The organism is Halostella salina, assembly GCF_003675855.1.
Classification (GTDB): domain Archaea; phylum Halobacteriota; class Halobacteria; order Halobacteriales; family Natronoarchaeaceae; genus Halostella; species Halostella salina.
In genome coordinates this window covers 183,518-199,620 of sequence record NZ_RCIH01000001.1, presented here as the reverse complement: position 1 = coordinate 199,620, position 16,103 = coordinate 183,518, and the positions used below count along the sequence as shown (strand labels likewise).

The 16,103-nt window shown below is 70.3% G+C and carries 16 protein-coding genes; 6 read left to right on the top strand and 10 right to left on the bottom strand.

Annotated features, from left to right (window positions below):
* The first annotated feature begins 813 nt into the window (after window positions 1–813).
* Window positions 814–993, top strand: coding sequence for a hypothetical protein (locus D8896_RS01100; protein ID WP_121820229.1), 180 nt, complete (start codon window positions 814–816; stop codon window positions 991–993).
* A 28-nt stretch (window positions 994–1,021) separates the two neighbouring features.
* Here D8896_RS01100 and D8896_RS01095 read toward each other — a convergent pair whose 3' ends face one another.
* The 3 genes from D8896_RS01095 to D8896_RS01085 all read right to left on the bottom strand — a co-directional run bounded on the left by D8896_RS01095 (window position 1,022) and on the right by D8896_RS01085 (window position 5,144).
* A complete protein-coding gene (locus tag D8896_RS01095; RefSeq protein WP_121820228.1) occupies window positions 1,022–2,506 on the bottom strand; it encodes an MATE family efflux transporter in 1,485 nt (494 codons plus the stop codon).
* Window positions 2,507–2,660: 154 nt separating this feature from the next.
* Window positions 2,661–4,130, bottom strand: a complete 1,470-nt coding sequence (locus tag D8896_RS01090) for an MATE family efflux transporter (protein WP_240451983.1) — start codon at window positions 4,128–4,130, stop codon at window positions 2,661–2,663.
* Window positions 4,131–4,220: 90 nt separating this feature from the next.
* A complete protein-coding gene (locus D8896_RS01085) occupies window positions 4,221–5,144 on the bottom strand; it encodes a DUF3267 domain-containing protein (protein ID WP_121820227.1) in 924 nt (307 codons plus the stop codon).
* A gap of 127 nt (window positions 5,145–5,271) precedes the next feature.
* On the opposite strand from D8896_RS01085, the gene D8896_RS01080 reads away from it, so the two are divergent.
* Both D8896_RS01080 and D8896_RS01075 read left to right on the top strand, forming a co-directional pair.
* A complete protein-coding gene (locus D8896_RS01080) occupies window positions 5,272–6,330 on the top strand; it encodes an alcohol dehydrogenase catalytic domain-containing protein (RefSeq protein WP_121820226.1) in 1,059 nt (352 codons plus the stop codon).
* A 94-nt stretch (window positions 6,331–6,424) separates the two neighbouring features.
* The gene (locus D8896_RS01075) at window positions 6,425–8,071 is read left to right on the top strand and encodes a DUF1565 domain-containing protein (RefSeq protein ID WP_121820225.1); all 1,647 of its coding nucleotides are present in this window, start codon (window positions 6,425–6,427) and stop codon (window positions 8,069–8,071) included.
* A gap of 44 nt (window positions 8,072–8,115) precedes the next feature.
* On the opposite strand, the gene D8896_RS01070 is transcribed toward D8896_RS01075, so the two are convergent.
* Window positions 8,116–8,436 (bottom strand): cupin domain-containing protein, encoded by a 321-nt coding sequence (locus D8896_RS01070; protein ID WP_121820224.1) that lies wholly within the window; start codon window positions 8,434–8,436, stop codon window positions 8,116–8,118.
* A 96-nt stretch (window positions 8,437–8,532) separates the two neighbouring features.
* On the opposite strand from D8896_RS01070, the gene arsN2 reads away from it, so the two are divergent.
* Window positions 8,533–8,973, top strand: a complete 441-nt coding sequence (gene arsN2, locus D8896_RS01065; protein WP_121820223.1) for an arsenic resistance N-acetyltransferase ArsN2 — start codon at window positions 8,533–8,535, stop codon at window positions 8,971–8,973.
* Window positions 8,974–8,993: 20 nt separating this feature from the next.
* Here arsN2 and D8896_RS01060 read toward each other — a convergent pair whose 3' ends face one another.
* The 5 genes from D8896_RS01060 to D8896_RS01040 all read right to left on the bottom strand — a co-directional run bounded on the left by D8896_RS01060 (window position 8,994) and on the right by D8896_RS01040 (window position 13,198).
* Window positions 8,994–9,635, bottom strand: coding sequence for an alpha/beta hydrolase (locus D8896_RS01060; protein WP_121820222.1), 642 nt, complete (start codon window positions 9,633–9,635; stop codon window positions 8,994–8,996).
* On the bottom strand, window positions 9,632–10,594 hold the full coding sequence (locus tag D8896_RS01055) for a ring-cleaving dioxygenase (protein ID WP_375137047.1): 963 nt from the start codon (window positions 10,592–10,594) through the stop codon (window positions 9,632–9,634). The genes D8896_RS01060 and D8896_RS01055 overlap by 4 nt, the downstream gene beginning before the upstream one ends.
* A 119-nt stretch (window positions 10,595–10,713) precedes the next feature.
* Window positions 10,714–11,490, bottom strand: coding sequence for a PHP domain-containing protein (locus D8896_RS01050; protein WP_121820220.1), 777 nt, complete (start codon window positions 11,488–11,490; stop codon window positions 10,714–10,716).
* Between the two features lie 31 nt (window positions 11,491–11,521).
* The gene (locus D8896_RS01045; protein ID WP_121820219.1) at window positions 11,522–11,947 is read right to left on the bottom strand and encodes a low molecular weight phosphatase family protein; all 426 of its coding nucleotides are present in this window, start codon (window positions 11,945–11,947) and stop codon (window positions 11,522–11,524) included.
* A 78-nt stretch (window positions 11,948–12,025) separates the two neighbouring features.
* Window positions 12,026–13,198 carry a CBS domain-containing protein gene (locus D8896_RS01040; protein ID WP_121820218.1) on the bottom strand — a complete coding sequence of 391 codons (1,173 nt, stop codon included), beginning with the start codon at window positions 13,196–13,198 and terminating at the stop codon, window positions 12,026–12,028.
* Window positions 13,199–13,281: 83 nt separating this feature from the next.
* Here D8896_RS01040 and D8896_RS01035 point away from each other — a divergent pair, with 83 nt between their 5' ends.
* Window positions 13,282–13,650 (top strand): cupin domain-containing protein, encoded by a 369-nt coding sequence (locus D8896_RS01035; protein WP_121820217.1) that lies wholly within the window; start codon window positions 13,282–13,284, stop codon window positions 13,648–13,650.
* Window positions 13,651–13,709: 59 nt separating this feature from the next.
* On the opposite strand, the gene D8896_RS01030 is transcribed toward D8896_RS01035, so the two are convergent.
* Window positions 13,710–15,734 (bottom strand): hypothetical protein, encoded by a 2,025-nt coding sequence (locus D8896_RS01030; RefSeq protein ID WP_121820216.1) that lies wholly within the window; start codon window positions 15,732–15,734, stop codon window positions 13,710–13,712.
* Window positions 15,735–15,869: 135 nt separating this feature from the next.
* Between D8896_RS01030 and D8896_RS01025 the strand changes: the two genes are divergently transcribed.
* The gene (locus D8896_RS01025; RefSeq protein ID WP_121820215.1) at window positions 15,870–16,079 is read left to right on the top strand and encodes a hypothetical protein; all 210 of its coding nucleotides are present in this window, start codon (window positions 15,870–15,872) and stop codon (window positions 16,077–16,079) included.
* The last annotated feature ends 24 nt before the right edge of the window (window positions 16,080–16,103 follow it).

Sequence of the window (16,103 nt, the reverse complement as noted above, 5' to 3'; positions counted from 1 at the left end):
GTCGACCCGTCCGCTCGGACGAGTTGCCCTGTACTGCCCGAATTCGGACGGGGCGAAACCTAATAATGCATATTTTATATAAAATAGCAAAGTGAGTAATCGAAAGACGGAACGTAGATGTACAACACAACAGGAACGATACCACCCGGATATATCTGCTTGCGTAGTATTGGGCAGCTGGTGGCTCGACGAGGGATTCCCGTCCTGAAAGCATTGAGCGCGGCGTTTTCCGGGTATCGCGGGCTTTCATCGAGATCCGCGATAGTCGTCGGCGAACCCCCGAAATCACGGGTCTATACGGAGATGTACGGCGTATCTGCGGTATTCGATCGAACGGACGAAGGAACGCCCCTCAGCTCAGTCCCGGCCGTTCAGGTCGGGCCGGGGCAAACGACTGTAAGACGACCGAGTGTCCCGTTTCTCGCGCTTTTTGCAGGTGCGCTCGTGCAGTAGTTCGCCCGCAAGCGGAACGGCATATTCCGCGGAGTACACTCGGTGAATTCACGTATTCTTGCGGATAAGCGGGCTGCTGTACGGTGAACTGCCTCGAAGTCAAGTGGTTCGAGAGAGCAAAGCTCTCTCGTCATCCCGGAGGCATTCGGCTGCTCCGCCTATAGACACAGGCCAGCATTTCCGTTCTGGCCTATCGAACGACCTCGCCGACCCGCCACGCCGGAGCGACACAGACCACGAGAACGGAGGCAAGGGCGACGAGAATCGACAAAATCAATCCCGCGAACGAGTCGCTGAAGCACGGAACGTATCACTGAACGCGCCCGGAACGCTAAGTTTCCGCATGTAGTACACCACCACATGCCAGTATCCGGCTACGACCCCGAAGACATCGACGACACGCTCGAAGCCCGACTGGGCGACGCGGAACTCCGGGAGCGACTGACCGACGAGGAACTGGACGCCTACCGGAGCGAGGAGGCGTCGCTGGTCGACCTGCTCGACGAGGACGAGATCGCACGAGTTCTGGGCGTGGAGTAGCGGCGTCGTCAGCCGAGCGCAACCGCTGTCAGTCGACCGGGTCCACGTCGGCGTCGCCGGCGTCCGCCGCGCCGGGAGCGGCCGCATCCCCGGTGAGGTCGCCGTCGCGCCAGGTGCCGCGGCGGTACCACGCGTACCCCATGACCGCGCCGCAGACGTTCGACACCGCGAAGGCCAGCCAGATGCCCTCGGGGCCGAACGGACCGGCGGCGAACCAGGCGACCGGGAGGCGGATCCCGCCGAGCATGGCGATCGAGACAGCCGCCGCCGTGAGCGTCTGCCCGGCACCGCGGAACGCCCCCTTGTAGGCGTGGAAGATGCCGGTGAAGCCGAAGGTCGGCGCGACGTAGCGCAGGAACAGCCGCCCGACCTCGACGACCTGCGGGTCGTCGGAGAACACCGCGACGATGTTCCCCGCGCCGAGCCAGACGAGCACGCCGGCCCCGGCGAGGACGAAAAACATCGCGCGGGCGGCGAAGTGGGAGGCCGTCGCCGCGCGGTCCTCCTCGCCGGCACCGATGTTCTGCCCGGCCATCGTCTCGACGCCCCGGCCGACGGCGATGGCGGGCAGGAAGATCACCGAGAACATCCGCACGCCGACGCCGTAGGCGGCGACGACGACGGTGGGGAACGTGTTGACGATGACGAGCATCAGGTTCACCGCGATGGCGTTGCCGGTCCCCTCGACGGAGGCGGGAACGCCGACTCGCAGGAGCTTGCGGAGGTAGCCGAGGTCGGGTTTCATCTGGCCGAGGCGGATCTGAACGCCGCGGTTGCCCCGGAACATGATCCCCATCCCGATGACGGTCGCCAGCGCCCGCGAGAACACCGTCGCGTACGCCGCCCCCTCGATGCCGAGCCGGGGGAACGGTCCCCACCCGAAGATGAGGAAGGGGTCGAGCACCATGTTGACCACGACGGTGACGAACATCACGACCATCGGCGTGATCGTGTCGCCGTACCCCCGCATCAGCGACATGAACACGAAGAAGGCGAACATGAACACCATGCCGAGCGAGATGATCTGCAGGTACGCGGTCGCGCCCGGCAACACGCCGGCGTCGGTGCCGAGCAGACGGAGGATGTCCTCGACGACGAAGTAGCCGACGCCGCCGAGGATCACCGACGCGACGACGGCGAACGTGACCGTCTGCGAGGCGGCGAACTCGGCCTGGGCCTCGTCGTCCGCGCCGACGTTCTGGGCGACGAGGATGCTCCCGGCGATGGAGATGCCGAGTCCGAGCGAGATCAGGAAGAAGACGACCGGGAAGGCGACGCTGATCGCCGCCAGCGCGTCCGTGCTGTACCGGCCCAGCCAGATCGTGTCGACGAGGTTGTACGCGGTCTGGAGCAGGTTCGTGACGACGATGGGAAGCGAGAGGTAGAACAGCGGCCGGGCGATGCTGCCCTCGGTGAGGTCGAACTCGTCGCGCGTCTTGAACACCGTCCCGACGCGGGCGCGGAGGCCAGCGACCAGCCGGGAGACGGGCCCGGAACCGTCGCCTGCGCTCATCCGCGGATCACCGTCGGCGGGGCGTTCGGGGCGGTTCGCGGGTCCGGGGGCGACCGGACGGAGGCGAAGGGGGCGGCTCGCATAGAACGTCGAAACGTATCGGCGGCCGCATCAAAAGTCCGACGAACGGGGAAGGTCGGACGGGCGACCGCCCCTAATCCCCCGCCGACGGTTCGGGTCGGTACGACCGGCTGATCGCCTTCCAGCGGCCGCCGGCGAACCGGTAGTAGGTGACGACGGCGGGGACGAGCGTCTCCAGCACCAGCGCGACGTACAGCGCCCCGATACCGAGCGCCGGCAGCGTGCCGATCCCGGGGACCGGCACCGACACCGCGCCGAGATAGGCGACGGGTAGCGAGAACGCGTAGAGGCCGAGCGCCTGCCCGTAGAACGGCCAGCGCGTGTCGCCGCTGGCGCGGAGCGGTCCGGTCGCGCCGCCGCTCACGCCGCGGAACACGACGCTGACGCAGGCGACGACGATGAACGCCGTCACGAGCGGGAGGATCGAGGGGTCGTCGACGAACAGCCGGCCGACCTGCTCGGCGAGCAGCAACACCGCGGCGGCCCCGAGGACGTAGACGGCGACGCCGAACCGGAGCACCTCGCGGGCGTACGTCTCGGCGTCGCCCTCGTCGCCGACGCCGAGTTCCTGCCCGACGAGGCTGCTGGAGGCCAGCGAGAACCCCCAGCCGGGCGTGTCGAGCAGGTCGCGGACGCGCCGGGCGATGACGAACGCAGCGACCACGTCCGACCCGAACAGCGCGACGATGGCGAGCATCGGGAACTGGGCGGCGCGGCGCGCGAGGTTGGTGAACACGAGCGGGACGCCGATCGACACCACGTCGCGGACCTCCGCGAGCGTGACGAGCGGGCCGGCGAGCGACAGCGTGACGGGGAACTCCCCGACGACGGGGAGCCGCCAGCCCGCGAAGCCGACGGCAAACGCCGAGAGGACGAGCACGTTGGCGGCGACGGTGCCGGCCGCCGCCCCGACGACGCCCATGTCGAGCCCGAAGATGAGCACGGCGTTGATGGCGACGTTGACCGCGGCCCCGACCGTCCGGAGCACCATCGGCGTCCACGCGTCGTCGGCCCCGACGAGCGTGCGACTCGCGATCAGGTTCAGCCCGGCGACGGGGACGGCGACGGCGACGACCGCGAGGTAGTCAGCGCCGTACGCGACCGTCCCGGGGTCGCCGCCGAGCAGCGCGATCAGTTCCCGCGGGACCGCGAGATACAGCGCCGCGACCGGCAGCGTGAACGCGAGGACGACCAGCGCGCTCGTCGTGACGGCAAGCGTCAGGTCGTCGGCGTCGGCCCCGTACCGCTGCGAGACGAGGCCGATGGTCGCGCCGGCGACGCCGGCCCCGAGCGCGAACGCGATCCCCCAGAACGGCGTGGCGAAGCCGACGCCGGCGATCGCCGCCGGGCCGAGCGCGACGCCGACCATCGCCACGTCCGCCGCGGACTTGGACATTCGGGCGACGCCCGTGACGATCCGGGGCCACGCCAGGTCGGTCGTCCGCTCCGCTCTCCGGCGGTCGAGCAGGCCGGCGCGCGCGAGCAGGGTCCCGACCCACAGCAGCGCCAGCCGGAACGGGTTCGGCGGACGGCTCCACGACACGATCCCGGATCGGCCGCTCGCGGTCAAAGGTCTTGAGATCGAGGAACCCCCCGACACCGGGTGATGAACCGCCCGGCGGGGCGACCGGTGTCAGCGGCCGGGGTCCGCGTCGGCGCGTGGCTCGCCCGCCGCGGCGCTCCGCCGGTAGCTCCGAGCGAACGCGTACGTCAGCCCCACGACGGCCCCGACCACCAGAACGCCGGGACCGACGCCGAGCGATATTTCGGTCGGCGTGTTCACGAACGAGAACAGGTACGTGATCGTCCCGGGCGTGCCGACGGTGAGCGACTCGACGCCGAGCGCCGAAAGCACGAACGGCCCGGCGACCGCCAGCAGGACCAGTACGCCGAGCGCGGCGACGGCGGCCCCCGCGAGCGCGTCCCAGACCAGCGCCGTCACGGACAGCGTCCCCGGCCGGTCGCCGGGCCGGCCGAGGATCCGGACCCCGTCGGGATGGTCCTGCAGGCGGACGTGTGACGGGTAGCCGACCAGCGTCAGCGTCATCCAGAGGTCCGCCACCGCCCCGGCCGCGTTGGCCGCGAGCGGGACGATCAGCCACCCCCATTCGAAGGCGAGCATCGCCGGCAGCCCGACCGCCGTCAGCACGACCAGCGGCGTCAGGAGGACGACGACGAACTGGTCGCGGGTGAACTCGTGGTCAGTCGTCGCGTAGGCGTACGGGAGGATGAAGTGCGCGACGCCGACGCCGTACCGCGCCTCGCCGCCGTAGTGGCGGATCGCGAGCCCGTGCAGCAGTTCGTGGGGCACGACAAACGCCGTCGCCAGAAATGCGATCACCAGCAGGTTCAGCGCGTCGGTCCACCAGCCGACGCCGGCCGGCGCGAACCGAAACGCCGCCGGATGGCCCGTGGCCGCCTGATAGACGACGCCGAGCACGGCCGCGCCGACGACGAACCCGAGCGTCGAGAGCGCGGCCATCTGGATGGTGAGGCTCCGCGTCAGTTCGAGGTCCGCGAGCACCGTCTCGGCGTCGTCCCCCTGTGCCGTTGCCATACCGCGTCATCGACGGGGCCAGCCTTAACGTATCGCACGGCTGTCGGGTCCGCGCGGCGCGTCGGCGCTCGCCGCCCCGTTCGCCGCCATCCCAACCACTAATCCCGCGGGCGGACCATTCCCCGCCATGCGCGCGCTCGTCCTCGAATCGTACGGCGAACCGCTCGCGGAGCGCAACCTGCCCGAGCCGACGGCCGACCCGGACGGCGTCGTCGTCGAGACGGAGGCCTGCGGGATCTGCCGGAGCGACTGGCACGCCTGGCAGGGCCACGGCGACTGGGTCGACGACCGCGTCCCGACCGGGCAGGTGCTCGGCCACGAGCCGGCCGGCGTCGTCCGCGAAGTCGGCGAGGAAGTCGAGTCGGTCGAACCGGGCGACCGCGTCGTCGTCCCGTTCAACCTCGCGGACGGCACCTGCCCGGCGTGTCGCCGCGGGAAAACCAACTACTGCGAGGGAGCCACGGCGCTCGGCTTCGGCCCCGCCGCGCCGGGCGCGTTCGCCGAGGCGTTCCACGTCCCGAACGCGGACGTGAACGCCGTCCCGCTCCCGGACGACGTGTCCGCGACCGCGGCCGCCAGCCTCGGCTGCCGGTTCGTCACGGCGTTCGAGGGACTGGACGCGGTGGCGGGCGTGGACGGCGGCGACCGCGTCGTCGTGGTCGGCTGCGGCGGCGTCGGGCTCTCGGCCGTGCAGGTGGCGGCGGCACTCGGCGGCACGCCGGTCGCCGTCGACGTACGCGACGCACCACTGGAACTGGCCGAAGACGTGGGCGCGGTCGAGACGATAAACGCCGACGCGGTCGACGACGTGCCGGGCCGCGTCCGGGAACTGGTCGGCGGGGCCGACGTCTCCGTCGACGCGCTCGGGACCGCCGAGACCTGTCGGACGGCGCTCGACTCGCTCGCCCGCGGCGGGGTCCACGTGCAGGTCGGCCTCACCGGCGACGACGACCGCGGCGAGATCCCGCTCCCCGTCGACGACATCGTCCAGCGCGACCTGACCGTCGAGGGATCTCGCGGGATGCCGCCGACGCGCTACGAGGAGCTGTTCCGCCTGCTGGCGAACGGCCGGGTCGATCCGGAGGCGCTCGTCACCGACACCGTCGCGCTGGGCGACGTCTCCGACCGCCTCGCCGCGATGAGCGAGTTCGACGCGGTCGGCGTCGAGGTCGTGACGGAGTTCTGACGGGCGGCGCGGACTGCTTCGGTGTGCGCGGCGTGCACAGTTCCCGCACAGTAGGATAATTACCGGCAGGCGCTAATCGAGAGACGGTAGCCCTATGAACCAACGTGTCTCCCGCCGTCAACTGCTCGCGACAGCGGTCGCCGGCACGCTCGGCGGCTGTCAGGGGGCGTCGCCGACCGGGACGACCGCCGACACGACGACGTCGGGAACGACGGGGACGGCACAGACACCGACTTCGGCGGCCGACTCGGAGCGGACCGACGACGACCGATCCGCCGTGTTACACGTATCGCTGGACGGGGACGACGCGAACCCCGGGACCGAAGCGAAACCGCTGGCATCGATCCAGACTGCCCTCGACCGGGCCGGCCCCGGCGAGACGGTGTACGTCCACCCCGGCGAGTACTACGAGTACGTCAGAATACAGGACGGCGGGGAGCCGGACGCACCCCTCACCCTCACGGGACCGCCCGACGCCGTCCTGAAACCGCCACGGGACAACGAGTGGGAGGCGCTGGGCGTGGACGCGAGCTACGTCCACATCACGGGGTTGACGTTTAGCGGCCTGTACAACCCCGACGAACCGGAGCAAGCGGAGTCGTACGCTCCGACGCATCTCATCTTCCTCAATTCGTCCGCCGCGGAGGTCGGCTACATCGAGGGGCTGGTCGTTTCGCCACACCGGATCGGTCACGCCGGGGGCGCACTCATCAACAGCAAGCGCATCAAGAACTCGGAGATCGGCGGCTTCAAAGTCATCGGTCCGGCGGGCGCGTACTGGCTGTTCAGCGAGCGTGACGGCCACTACGGCGAGGTCGTGTATCTCGGGACGGCCGCCGACAACCTGGCGCGGCGCGGCAACTTCGAGGACTACGACCACACCCGCAACGTCCGGGTCCACCACATCGACAACTCCGAGGGACACCCACACGCCGAACTCGTCGACTGCAAGGAGGGGACGAGAAACATCACGGTCGAGTACTGTACCGACGCCGGCGGGGTGCAGTCGGACGATAGCTTTTACTCGCGGTCGGTCTCTCTCGGCGGGCGTGACTGTACCGTTCGATGGAACGTGATCCGGAACGCGAAAGGCACGGCCGTCGGGATCGGCCCGGTGGCGTTCCTGAGCGACCCCGGAACGTATCTGGCGGAACCCCAGACTGAGACGGAACGTCAGATGGGGACGGGCCACGCCATCTACGGGAACGTGTTCACCGGCAACAGAAGCGACGCGGTCGACCTGCTCCGGGCGTCGGCACGGCCCGGCCGCGACAGCAACCCGCTACCGTCGGACCAGCGGGCGATCTGTGGCAACCTGTTCGACGGGTACACCGACGCCGCGCCCGGGTCGTCGTGCCCCTCCGGGCTCCCGACCAGCGACGGCGTCGGCCACCTCGGCGGCGACAGCCCCTGGGAGGGGACCCCGCCGACGAAGGAGGCGGCCTTCTCGGGGCACAGGACGGCCCCGAACCTCGACGTGTCGGTGAGCGCGGCCGACGTGCCGGCCGAAACGGAGATCGAGGCGACCATAACCGTCACGAACACCGGCGACAGTGCCGAACGGGTGGTGTTCCGTCTGCGACACGTCGGCTACAAGCTCGCGGACAGGACGGTCACCGTCCCCGCGGGCGAGACGGAGGAAGTCCGGTTCTCGGTCGGTGGGCTCGCAGCGCCGAAGGAGCTAGCGATAACCCGCAACGGGCAGAAGATCGGACGCATTCATGTTGTCGACGGCGGCTGATCCGCCGCGTTCGTCGGTGACAGACGACAGGACGGCGCGCGCGGCTACGGCGCGCCGGCCAGGACGAACGTGCTCTCCGCGTCGCCGTTGCTGATCTGGCGCTCGGCACCCGGCGGAACGCGGATCGCGTCGCCGGCCTCCATCGCCACGTCCTCGCCGTCGACGGTCACCGTCGCCGAGCCGTCGACGAGGAGGTACACCTCCTCGTGGCCCTCGTCGCCGTGGTCGTGAGCCATCCCCTCCCAGCCCGGATCGCACTCCAGCACGGACACGCCGAGGTTCTCGCAGTCCAGCGGGTCGCGCAGGAAGGTTAGCCCGTCCGATACCTCGTCGACGTCCTCGTAGTTGACGTGGGAGTACGTCATACGTGGCCGTTGGACGGCGCGACCGAAATAGCTTCACCAGGCGGCAGGACGACCGCCGGGGAAGCTATTAGCCGCTCGCCCGCGTCAGGTGGGCCCATGAGCGACGCGCTGCTCACCCTCCGTCCGGCCGACGACGCGCTCGACTACGTCGAGACGCTGCTGGCAGCGAACGATCTGCCGACGGCTGACGTGCGGGAGAAGCCGGACTGTTTCTACGTCGCATCGGACGGCGACGAGCGGGTCGGCGTCGGCGGCGTCGAACGAGACGGTGACGCGGGCCTGCTCCGCTCGGTCGTGGTCGATCGGTCGGCCCGTGGGGAGGGGTACGGCGCGGCGCTGTGCGAGGCGCTGGAGGCAGAGGCCAGCGCCGACGGCGTCGGGACGCTATACTTGCTCACGACGACCGCCGCGGCGTTCTTCGCGGCCCGCGGGTACGAGGTCGTCGAACGCGATGCCGCACCGACGGCGCTCCGGGGAACCGCCGAATTCGACGACCTCTGTCCCGCGGCGGCGACGTGCATGCGAAAGTCGCTGTGACCGGGCCGGCGTCGCTGCCGTCAGGCCGACGCGATGTCGGCGACCAGCCCGCCGACGAACTCGATCTCGTCCTCGTTGACGCCGTGGCCCATCCCCTCGTAGATGCGCTCGGTCACGTCGCCGCCGAGTTGCTCGAACGCGGCGGTCGTCGCCTCGACGCGCTCCAGCGGGATGTGCGGGTCCACGTCGCTGCAGCCGAGGAACACCGGCGTCCCCTCGACCGACCCCTCGTACGCGTCCGGGTCGACGGTCTCGCCGATGAGGCCGCCCGAGAGCGCCGCGAGGAACCCGTAGCGCCGCGGGTTGCGCGCGACGAACTCGCTGGCGAGACAGCCGCCCTGCGAGAACCCCATCACGCCGACGCGCTCGACCGGGATCCCCGCGTCGGTGGCACGTTCGATCGCGTCCTCGATCGCCTGCAGGCCCGAGGTCCGACCGGGTTCGTTCTGCTCGACGGGCGCGAGGAAGGAGTTGGGGTACCAGGTGTTGCGCGCGGCCTGCGGCGCGAGGTAGGCGACGCCGTCGGCGTCGAACTCGGCGGTCATCCCGAGGATGCTCCGGGCGGTCGCGCCGCGGCCGTGGGCCAGCACCACCGCGGCGTCGGCCGCGTCGATGTCCGCGCCGGCGGTGACGAGCGGCTGATCCTGGTGCGGGCCGCTCATCGTGTCGCCTCCGCGCCCGCCAGCGGCGGCAGCGCCGCCTCGATCGACTCGCGCGAGCCTTCGAGCCACGGCGGGAGTTGCAGGTCCGAGCCGAGTTCGTCGACCGACTCGTCCCGGGTGAAGCCGGGACCGTCCGTCGCCACCTCGAAGAGGATCCCGCCCGGCTCGCGGAAGTAGATCGACTTGAAGTACTGCCTGTCCTTCTGCTCGGTGACGCGGTAGCCGGCGTCGACGAGGCGTTCCCGCCACGCTAGCTGGGTTTCCTCGTCCGGCGCGCGGAAGGCGACGTGGTGGACGGTGCCGACCCCCTGCTGGCCGTGGCGGCCGTCGGGGCGGTCGAGCACCTCCACGACCGCGGCGCGGTCGCCCGCCGCCCGGTAGCGCGTCCGGTCGCCCTCCTCGGCCACGGCCTCGTAGCCCAGCGCCGACAGCGCGCCGTCGGTGGCGGCGGGGTCGAGCGAATCCAGCGTCACGCCGTGGAACCCGCGGACGGCGTGCTCGGCCGGGACCGGCCCGTCCGCCCACGGCTCGATGTCGCTCTCGCCGACGACGAGTTCGAGCGGCTGGCCGTCCGGGTCGCGGAACGGGACGACCGTCTCGCCGAAGCGCTCGACGGGGTCGTCGCGGTCGACGCCCTCTGATTCGAGTCGGTCGGTCCAGTAGTCGACCGACCCCTCCGGGATCACGAACGCCGTCGCGCTCGGCTGGCCTCGGCCGACGGTCCCGGAAGTGCCGTTCGCGAACGGGAAGAAGGTCATCGCCGTCCCGGGCGTGCCGACCTTGTCGCCGTAGTACAGGTGGTACGTCTCCACGTCGTCGAAGTTCACCGTTTGCTTGACGAGACGGAGCCCGAGAACGTCCGTGTAGAACGCGACGTTTGCCCCGGGGTCGTTCGCTATCGCCGTTACGTGGTGGAGACCGACGGTTCGGTCCCCGCTGTCGGGTGTGGTGGTCACGATAGCGATCCTAGGGGTCCGGCGCTTATACGGTTTCTCGGACGGGGGCGAAACCAGGTGACACGAGTGTTACCGGACCGACCGCGCGATGCGGCTGACCGGTGGCCCCGGCGGCGCGACCGTCACCGAAGCGCCGGCGGAGCGACCGGGTCGATCCCCCGTTCCGCGAGGAAATCGTCGAGAAACGCCGCGCGCTCGCCGATCTCTCCGGGCATGTGCGAGTCGGTGCCGACGGTGAGGGACACGTCGCGGTCGCGGAGGGCGTCGAGGAACGCCGATTCGGGGTGGACGACCGACTCGTCCCGCAGGGCGCGTCCGGCGTTTATCTCGGGGACGGTTGGGGAGTCGGCAAAGGCCCGGGCCGCCCGGCGGTAGTGGTCGGCGGTCGCGCGGCCGCGCAACGGCGGCACGCGCTCTATCAGGTCCGGATGGGCCGCCACGTCGAACAGTTCCGACTCGGCGAGGGCGACGAGCGCGTCGAAGTACTCGTCGACGACGGCGTCGCGCTCGGCGTCGGCCATCCCCCTGAAGTTCGCCGGGTTCTGGACGTTCAGCCCGCGGACCTCGTGGACGCTCCCGACGGCGTAGTCGAAGCCCGCCTCGTCGAGGAAGCCGGCGATTCGCTCCTCGTCCGCCGGGGCGTAGTCCATCTCGACGGCGTCGTACACGTCGATGTCGGCATCGGCCCGCACCTGCTCGATACCCTGACGGCGGCGCTCGTACGTCCGGTCCAGATTGAACCCCAGTTTCGCGCGGATCGCCCGCGGTTCCGCGCGGGCCGAGATGGTGCAGTGGTCGGCGAACCCGACCGCGTCGAGTCCGGCGTCGCTCGCCGCGCGGACCATCGCCGGGAGGAACCGGCCGTCGGAGTAGTTCGAGTGGACGTGATAGTCCCGCACGGCCGGAGGAACGGCTGGCGGCGACTTGAAACTACGCCGCCTCGCCGAACCGCTCGTCGAACAGCGCCCGAACGCGCTCTTCGATCTCGTCGCGGATCGCACGGACCTCGTCGGGGGCTTTGCCGTCGGGGTCGGTGAGGTCCCAGTCCCGCGTATCCACGTCGGCGTCCAGTTCGAGCGTCGAACAGCCCATCGTCGCCACCACGTCACAGTCGTTCAGTTCGCCGGTCGTCACCTCACGAGGCTGACGGTCCGAGAGGTCGATGTCGCGTTCCCGCATCGTCTCGACCACCTCGTCGTGGACCGCGTCGGCGGGGTGCGTACCGCCGGTGAGGACCGCCGCGCGGTCGCCGAGACCGCGGCGTTCGATCTCCCGTTCGGCGAAGGCGGCCGACATCTGGCTGCGGCCGGCGTTCTGGACGCAGACGAACCCGAATCGAACCGTGTCGTGGCTCATGGCGCTGTCTTTCGGGGAGCAGGGAAAAGCGGTTGCTATGTGCGCTCCCGAGAACTATATATGACGGATCCCGGTCGCTCAGTCGGCGCGCTCGGCCGTCCCCGCCTCGCGGGCGGGTTCAAGCGACCCGGTCGACTGGATGATGTTGAACGCGGTCATCACGTCGGTCCGCGAGATGAGACCGACCAGGTCGCCCCGGTCGTCGACGACGAGCAGGCGGCCGATCCCGTGGCGCTGGATGTCCTCGATCGCGGTCATGGCGTCGGTGTCGGGCGAGACGGTCCGCAGGTCGCGGCTCATCACCTCCGACACCTCGTAGGCGTCGCGCTCGACCTCCTTGACCTCGCGGGCGTCGTCCAGCGTGACCAGCCCCACGAGGTCGTCGCCGTCGACGACCGGGTAGCCCGTGTGGCGCTCGGTGAACATCCGCTGCATCAGTTCGGCGACGGAGGCGTCGGGACCGACCGTGTGGAGGTCCTCCCGGGGCGTCATCAGATCCCGGACCGTGACGTTCTGGAAGGCCGCCTTCATCGTCACCTGCTGGGACTCGCTGGACGCGCCGATGTAGATGAAGAAGGCGATGCCGACGAGCAGGATCTGGAAGTTGAACAGCCCCCAGAGCCCGAGCAGGAGGGCAAAGCCCTTCCCGACCTCGGCGGCGATCTGGGTCGCCCGAGCGTACGGCCTGTTCCGGGCGAGCAGCGCCCGCAGGACGCGCCCGCCGTCCATCGGGAACCCCGGCAGCATGTTGAAGACGGCCAGCACGAAGTTCAGGATCGCGAGATAGCCGACGACGAACTTGACGGCGTCCAGCGACGCCGGGAGCGAGACGAGCGCGGCGTAACAGACCGCACCGACCGCCACGCTGACGACCGGGCCGGCGATGGCGATCTGCAGTTCCTGCTTCCAGTCCTCGGGCATCTCGGAAAAGGAGGCGATCCCGCCGAAGATCCACAGCGTGATCGAGTCGATCGGGAACCCGTAGCGCATCGCCACGAGCGAGTGGCCGAGTTCGTGGAGGACGACGCCGACGAACAGGCCGACCGCGGCGGCCGACCCGAGCACCCACGGCGTCGCGCCCTCGGTGAGCGGTCCCGTCGTGATCCCGGCCGACCAGACGGTGTTCAACACGTCCGTCGTCGGCCCGACCTGCGAACCGATCAGGTAGGCGAACAACGGCAAGACGATCAGGAACGTGAGGTCGAGCTTGATCGGGATCCCGAACAGGGAGCCGATGCGGAAGCTTCGCATGGTGTGGGATGTTCGAGGGCTGGCTATTAAAACGGTCCCCGTGGTCCCGACAGGACTACGGCGGTCGGCGCGTACGGTCGGCTATGGACGCGGACCCATTGATCCGCCGCGCGGACGAGGTGGAGTACGAACCGGTCGACGCCGCAGAGGGCCTCTCGAAGGGCGTGCTGGTCGATGCGAGCGACGGTGCGCCCAACTTCGCCATCCGGCGGTTCACCCTGGATCCCGGCGCGACGGTGCCGAAACACACCAACGCGGTCGAACACGAGCAGTACGTGCTGGACGGCGAGTACGTCGTCGGGATCGACGGCGAGGAGCGCGTCGTGGGCGCGGGCGACAGCCTCCTGATCCCGGCGGGCGTCGTCCACTGGTACCGGAACGAGGGCGACGAGCCGGGCGCGTTCCTCTGTGCGGTGCCGAACGGCGACGACGAGATCGAACTCGCGGAGTGACGCCGGCGCACGGCGCGAGTCCGGGACCGCCGAGGACCGGCGTCCGCCGGCGGTCAGTGTCACCGACCGGGGCGAAGATGCCGTCGGGCCTCGTCGCGGACGAACGCCGTCGACGCATCGGTCTCGTCGTGGTACGTGGTCCCGTTGAACCGGACGACTGAATCGGGGTCAGCCAGCAGGTCGCGGACCTCCGAGGCCGTGGCCCGGGCCGAGCGCGTCAGGGGCGTTCCGGTCAGCTGATACGCGTCGCGCGCTGGCGGCCCGTCGAACCGGGCACACGTGCCGAGTGGCTGCTCGTCGGTCACCTGATGGCGGACGGTGACCTCGTGTTCGTCGGCCGCGACCGACTCCACGTCGACCCGGATCGGGACGTTCGCGCCGTCGAGTCGCACCGCCGTCCGCGAGGGAACCCCGACGAGCCGGAACGGCGTCTCCTCCCCGATGGCGGCGAGCCGGACGCTCTCGGAGAGGGGGTGCCCGGCGAGCAGCGCCTCGACCAGCGTCCGGATCCGACGCGGTGAGAGCGGGCGCTCGGCCGCGACCCCGCCGACGCCGCCGCGTTCGACCGCGTCGACGGCAGCCGGGAACGCCCCCTCGCCGGCGAACACGACGGTTCGCGCGTCGGTCGCGTCGGGATCCGGCGGCGTGGTCGCCGACGCAACGGCGGCGCGTCGCTCGGGCGGGACCGAGCGGTCGCAGTACAGCAGGTCGTTGCTCGCCGCGAGCGCGTCCGCGGCACGGTCGTCGTCCCAGTGGCGAACGGAGACCGACCCCGCCGCGAGCGGGTCGTCGCTCAGGAGCGCCCGGAAGCGCGCGGCGCGGCCGGCGTCGGCCGTCAGGACGGCGACCGACGCGTCCTCCGGACTCGGCGGGGACCACGACCGGACGTGCTCGAACGACGACGGGACGAGGCGACAGGTTCCGGCCGGCGGGTCGTCGTGGACGTACGCCGTCGTGGGCGAGTCGCGGTCGGGCCACCCGGTCGCGGACGCCGAGACGCGGACGGGGGCGAGCCCGTCGAGGACCGACGGGAGCAGTTCCCCGTCCGCGGCCCGCGGCCGGAGCACCGCCTGCGTCGGCCACCTGGGGAGGTACAGTTCGATCCGCGACCGGGAGACCTCCAGATACTCGATCAGCTGGTCGGGGATCGACGCGTCGTAGAGGTTCGGCGGGTAGAAGGGGAGATGCGGCGCGAGTTCGTCGTACTCGTGGCGCGGGAGCGAGTAGTAGCCGCCGACCCGGACGAGCGAGTCAAGCAGGAGACACCGGCCGAGCAGGTCCGCGACGGTCGCCGTCAGCGAGCGGTCGTCGGTCCGGAGCGGTTCGACGTAGCCGTTGTCGAGCCGGAGCTCCGGGCTGCCCCCGGATTCGACCGTCGCGCCGAGGTAGAAGGCGAGCGGCGCGACCCGGTACGCGTTCGCGTACGACGGCGGCACCGCTATCGTCACGCCGGTGTCGGGCTTCGAGAGCGACGCCGGCACGTCGAGTTCGTCCCCGACCTCGATCGCCGGCGGGTGGCCGCGGAGCGACGGCCACGACCGCTCCGCCGAGAACTCCTTCACCGACGACCCCAGATAAGAGACGGCCGTAAGCATCCCGCTCGGCGACCCGGGCACCGTGATCGTCGCCGCCGGACGGGTGTGTTCGGACCGCGCGCCGACCGCGAGCTCCGTCGGCTCGTCGAACTCGACGACGAGGGGCGCGGTCTGGCGCTCCGCGTGGGCGTACGCCGCGGTGAAGGACGCGTCCGGGACCCTGACGTACAGCTTGACCGGCCCGTCCACTGCGAGGAAATGCGTCCCGCCGGACACCGCCCGCGGTCTCGTGTCGAACCCGCCGCGGTCGTCGCCGTCGCCGTCACGGAGGCGGACGTTACTGTGAGCCCCGACGCGGAGCTTCGTGGTCCTGAACGACACGGCCCGGTCGACCGGGAAGACGAACATGTCGGTCACCGCCGGTCGGAGCTTCGGTCGGTCGGCCGTCCCCAGACGAAGCGTTCGGTCCTCGATAGCGTCCCGTACCACCACCGCGTCGCCGTCGGTCCCGAAGGACACGGTCCCATCCCCGTCCCCCGAATCTGGCATGTGGTGTGAACAACACGCAGGGGTACGTTATACTATCGGCCGTCGGCACCGTCGGGACCCGTACGGCTGCGGATCATAAGGATCGATCCCGCGCCGCCACGGGGCTTTTACCGGCTGAGCGCCTACGGGATGGCAATGAATCGCCTCGACCACATCTCCACCGCCAGCGGCGCACGGCGCACCCGAAAGGCGGTGCTTTCCTGCCCCGACTGCGGCCACGAGAGTCCGCCGGACGGCGACTGGACCGTCGCCGAGGAGCGCCGCAACGGTCGCCCCCACGACGTGTACCGCTGTCCGGACTGCGACGCGACGGTCACGGACCGCCGCCGCTTTGCCCTCCCGTAGCGTTCCGAACACCTGAAATACCCG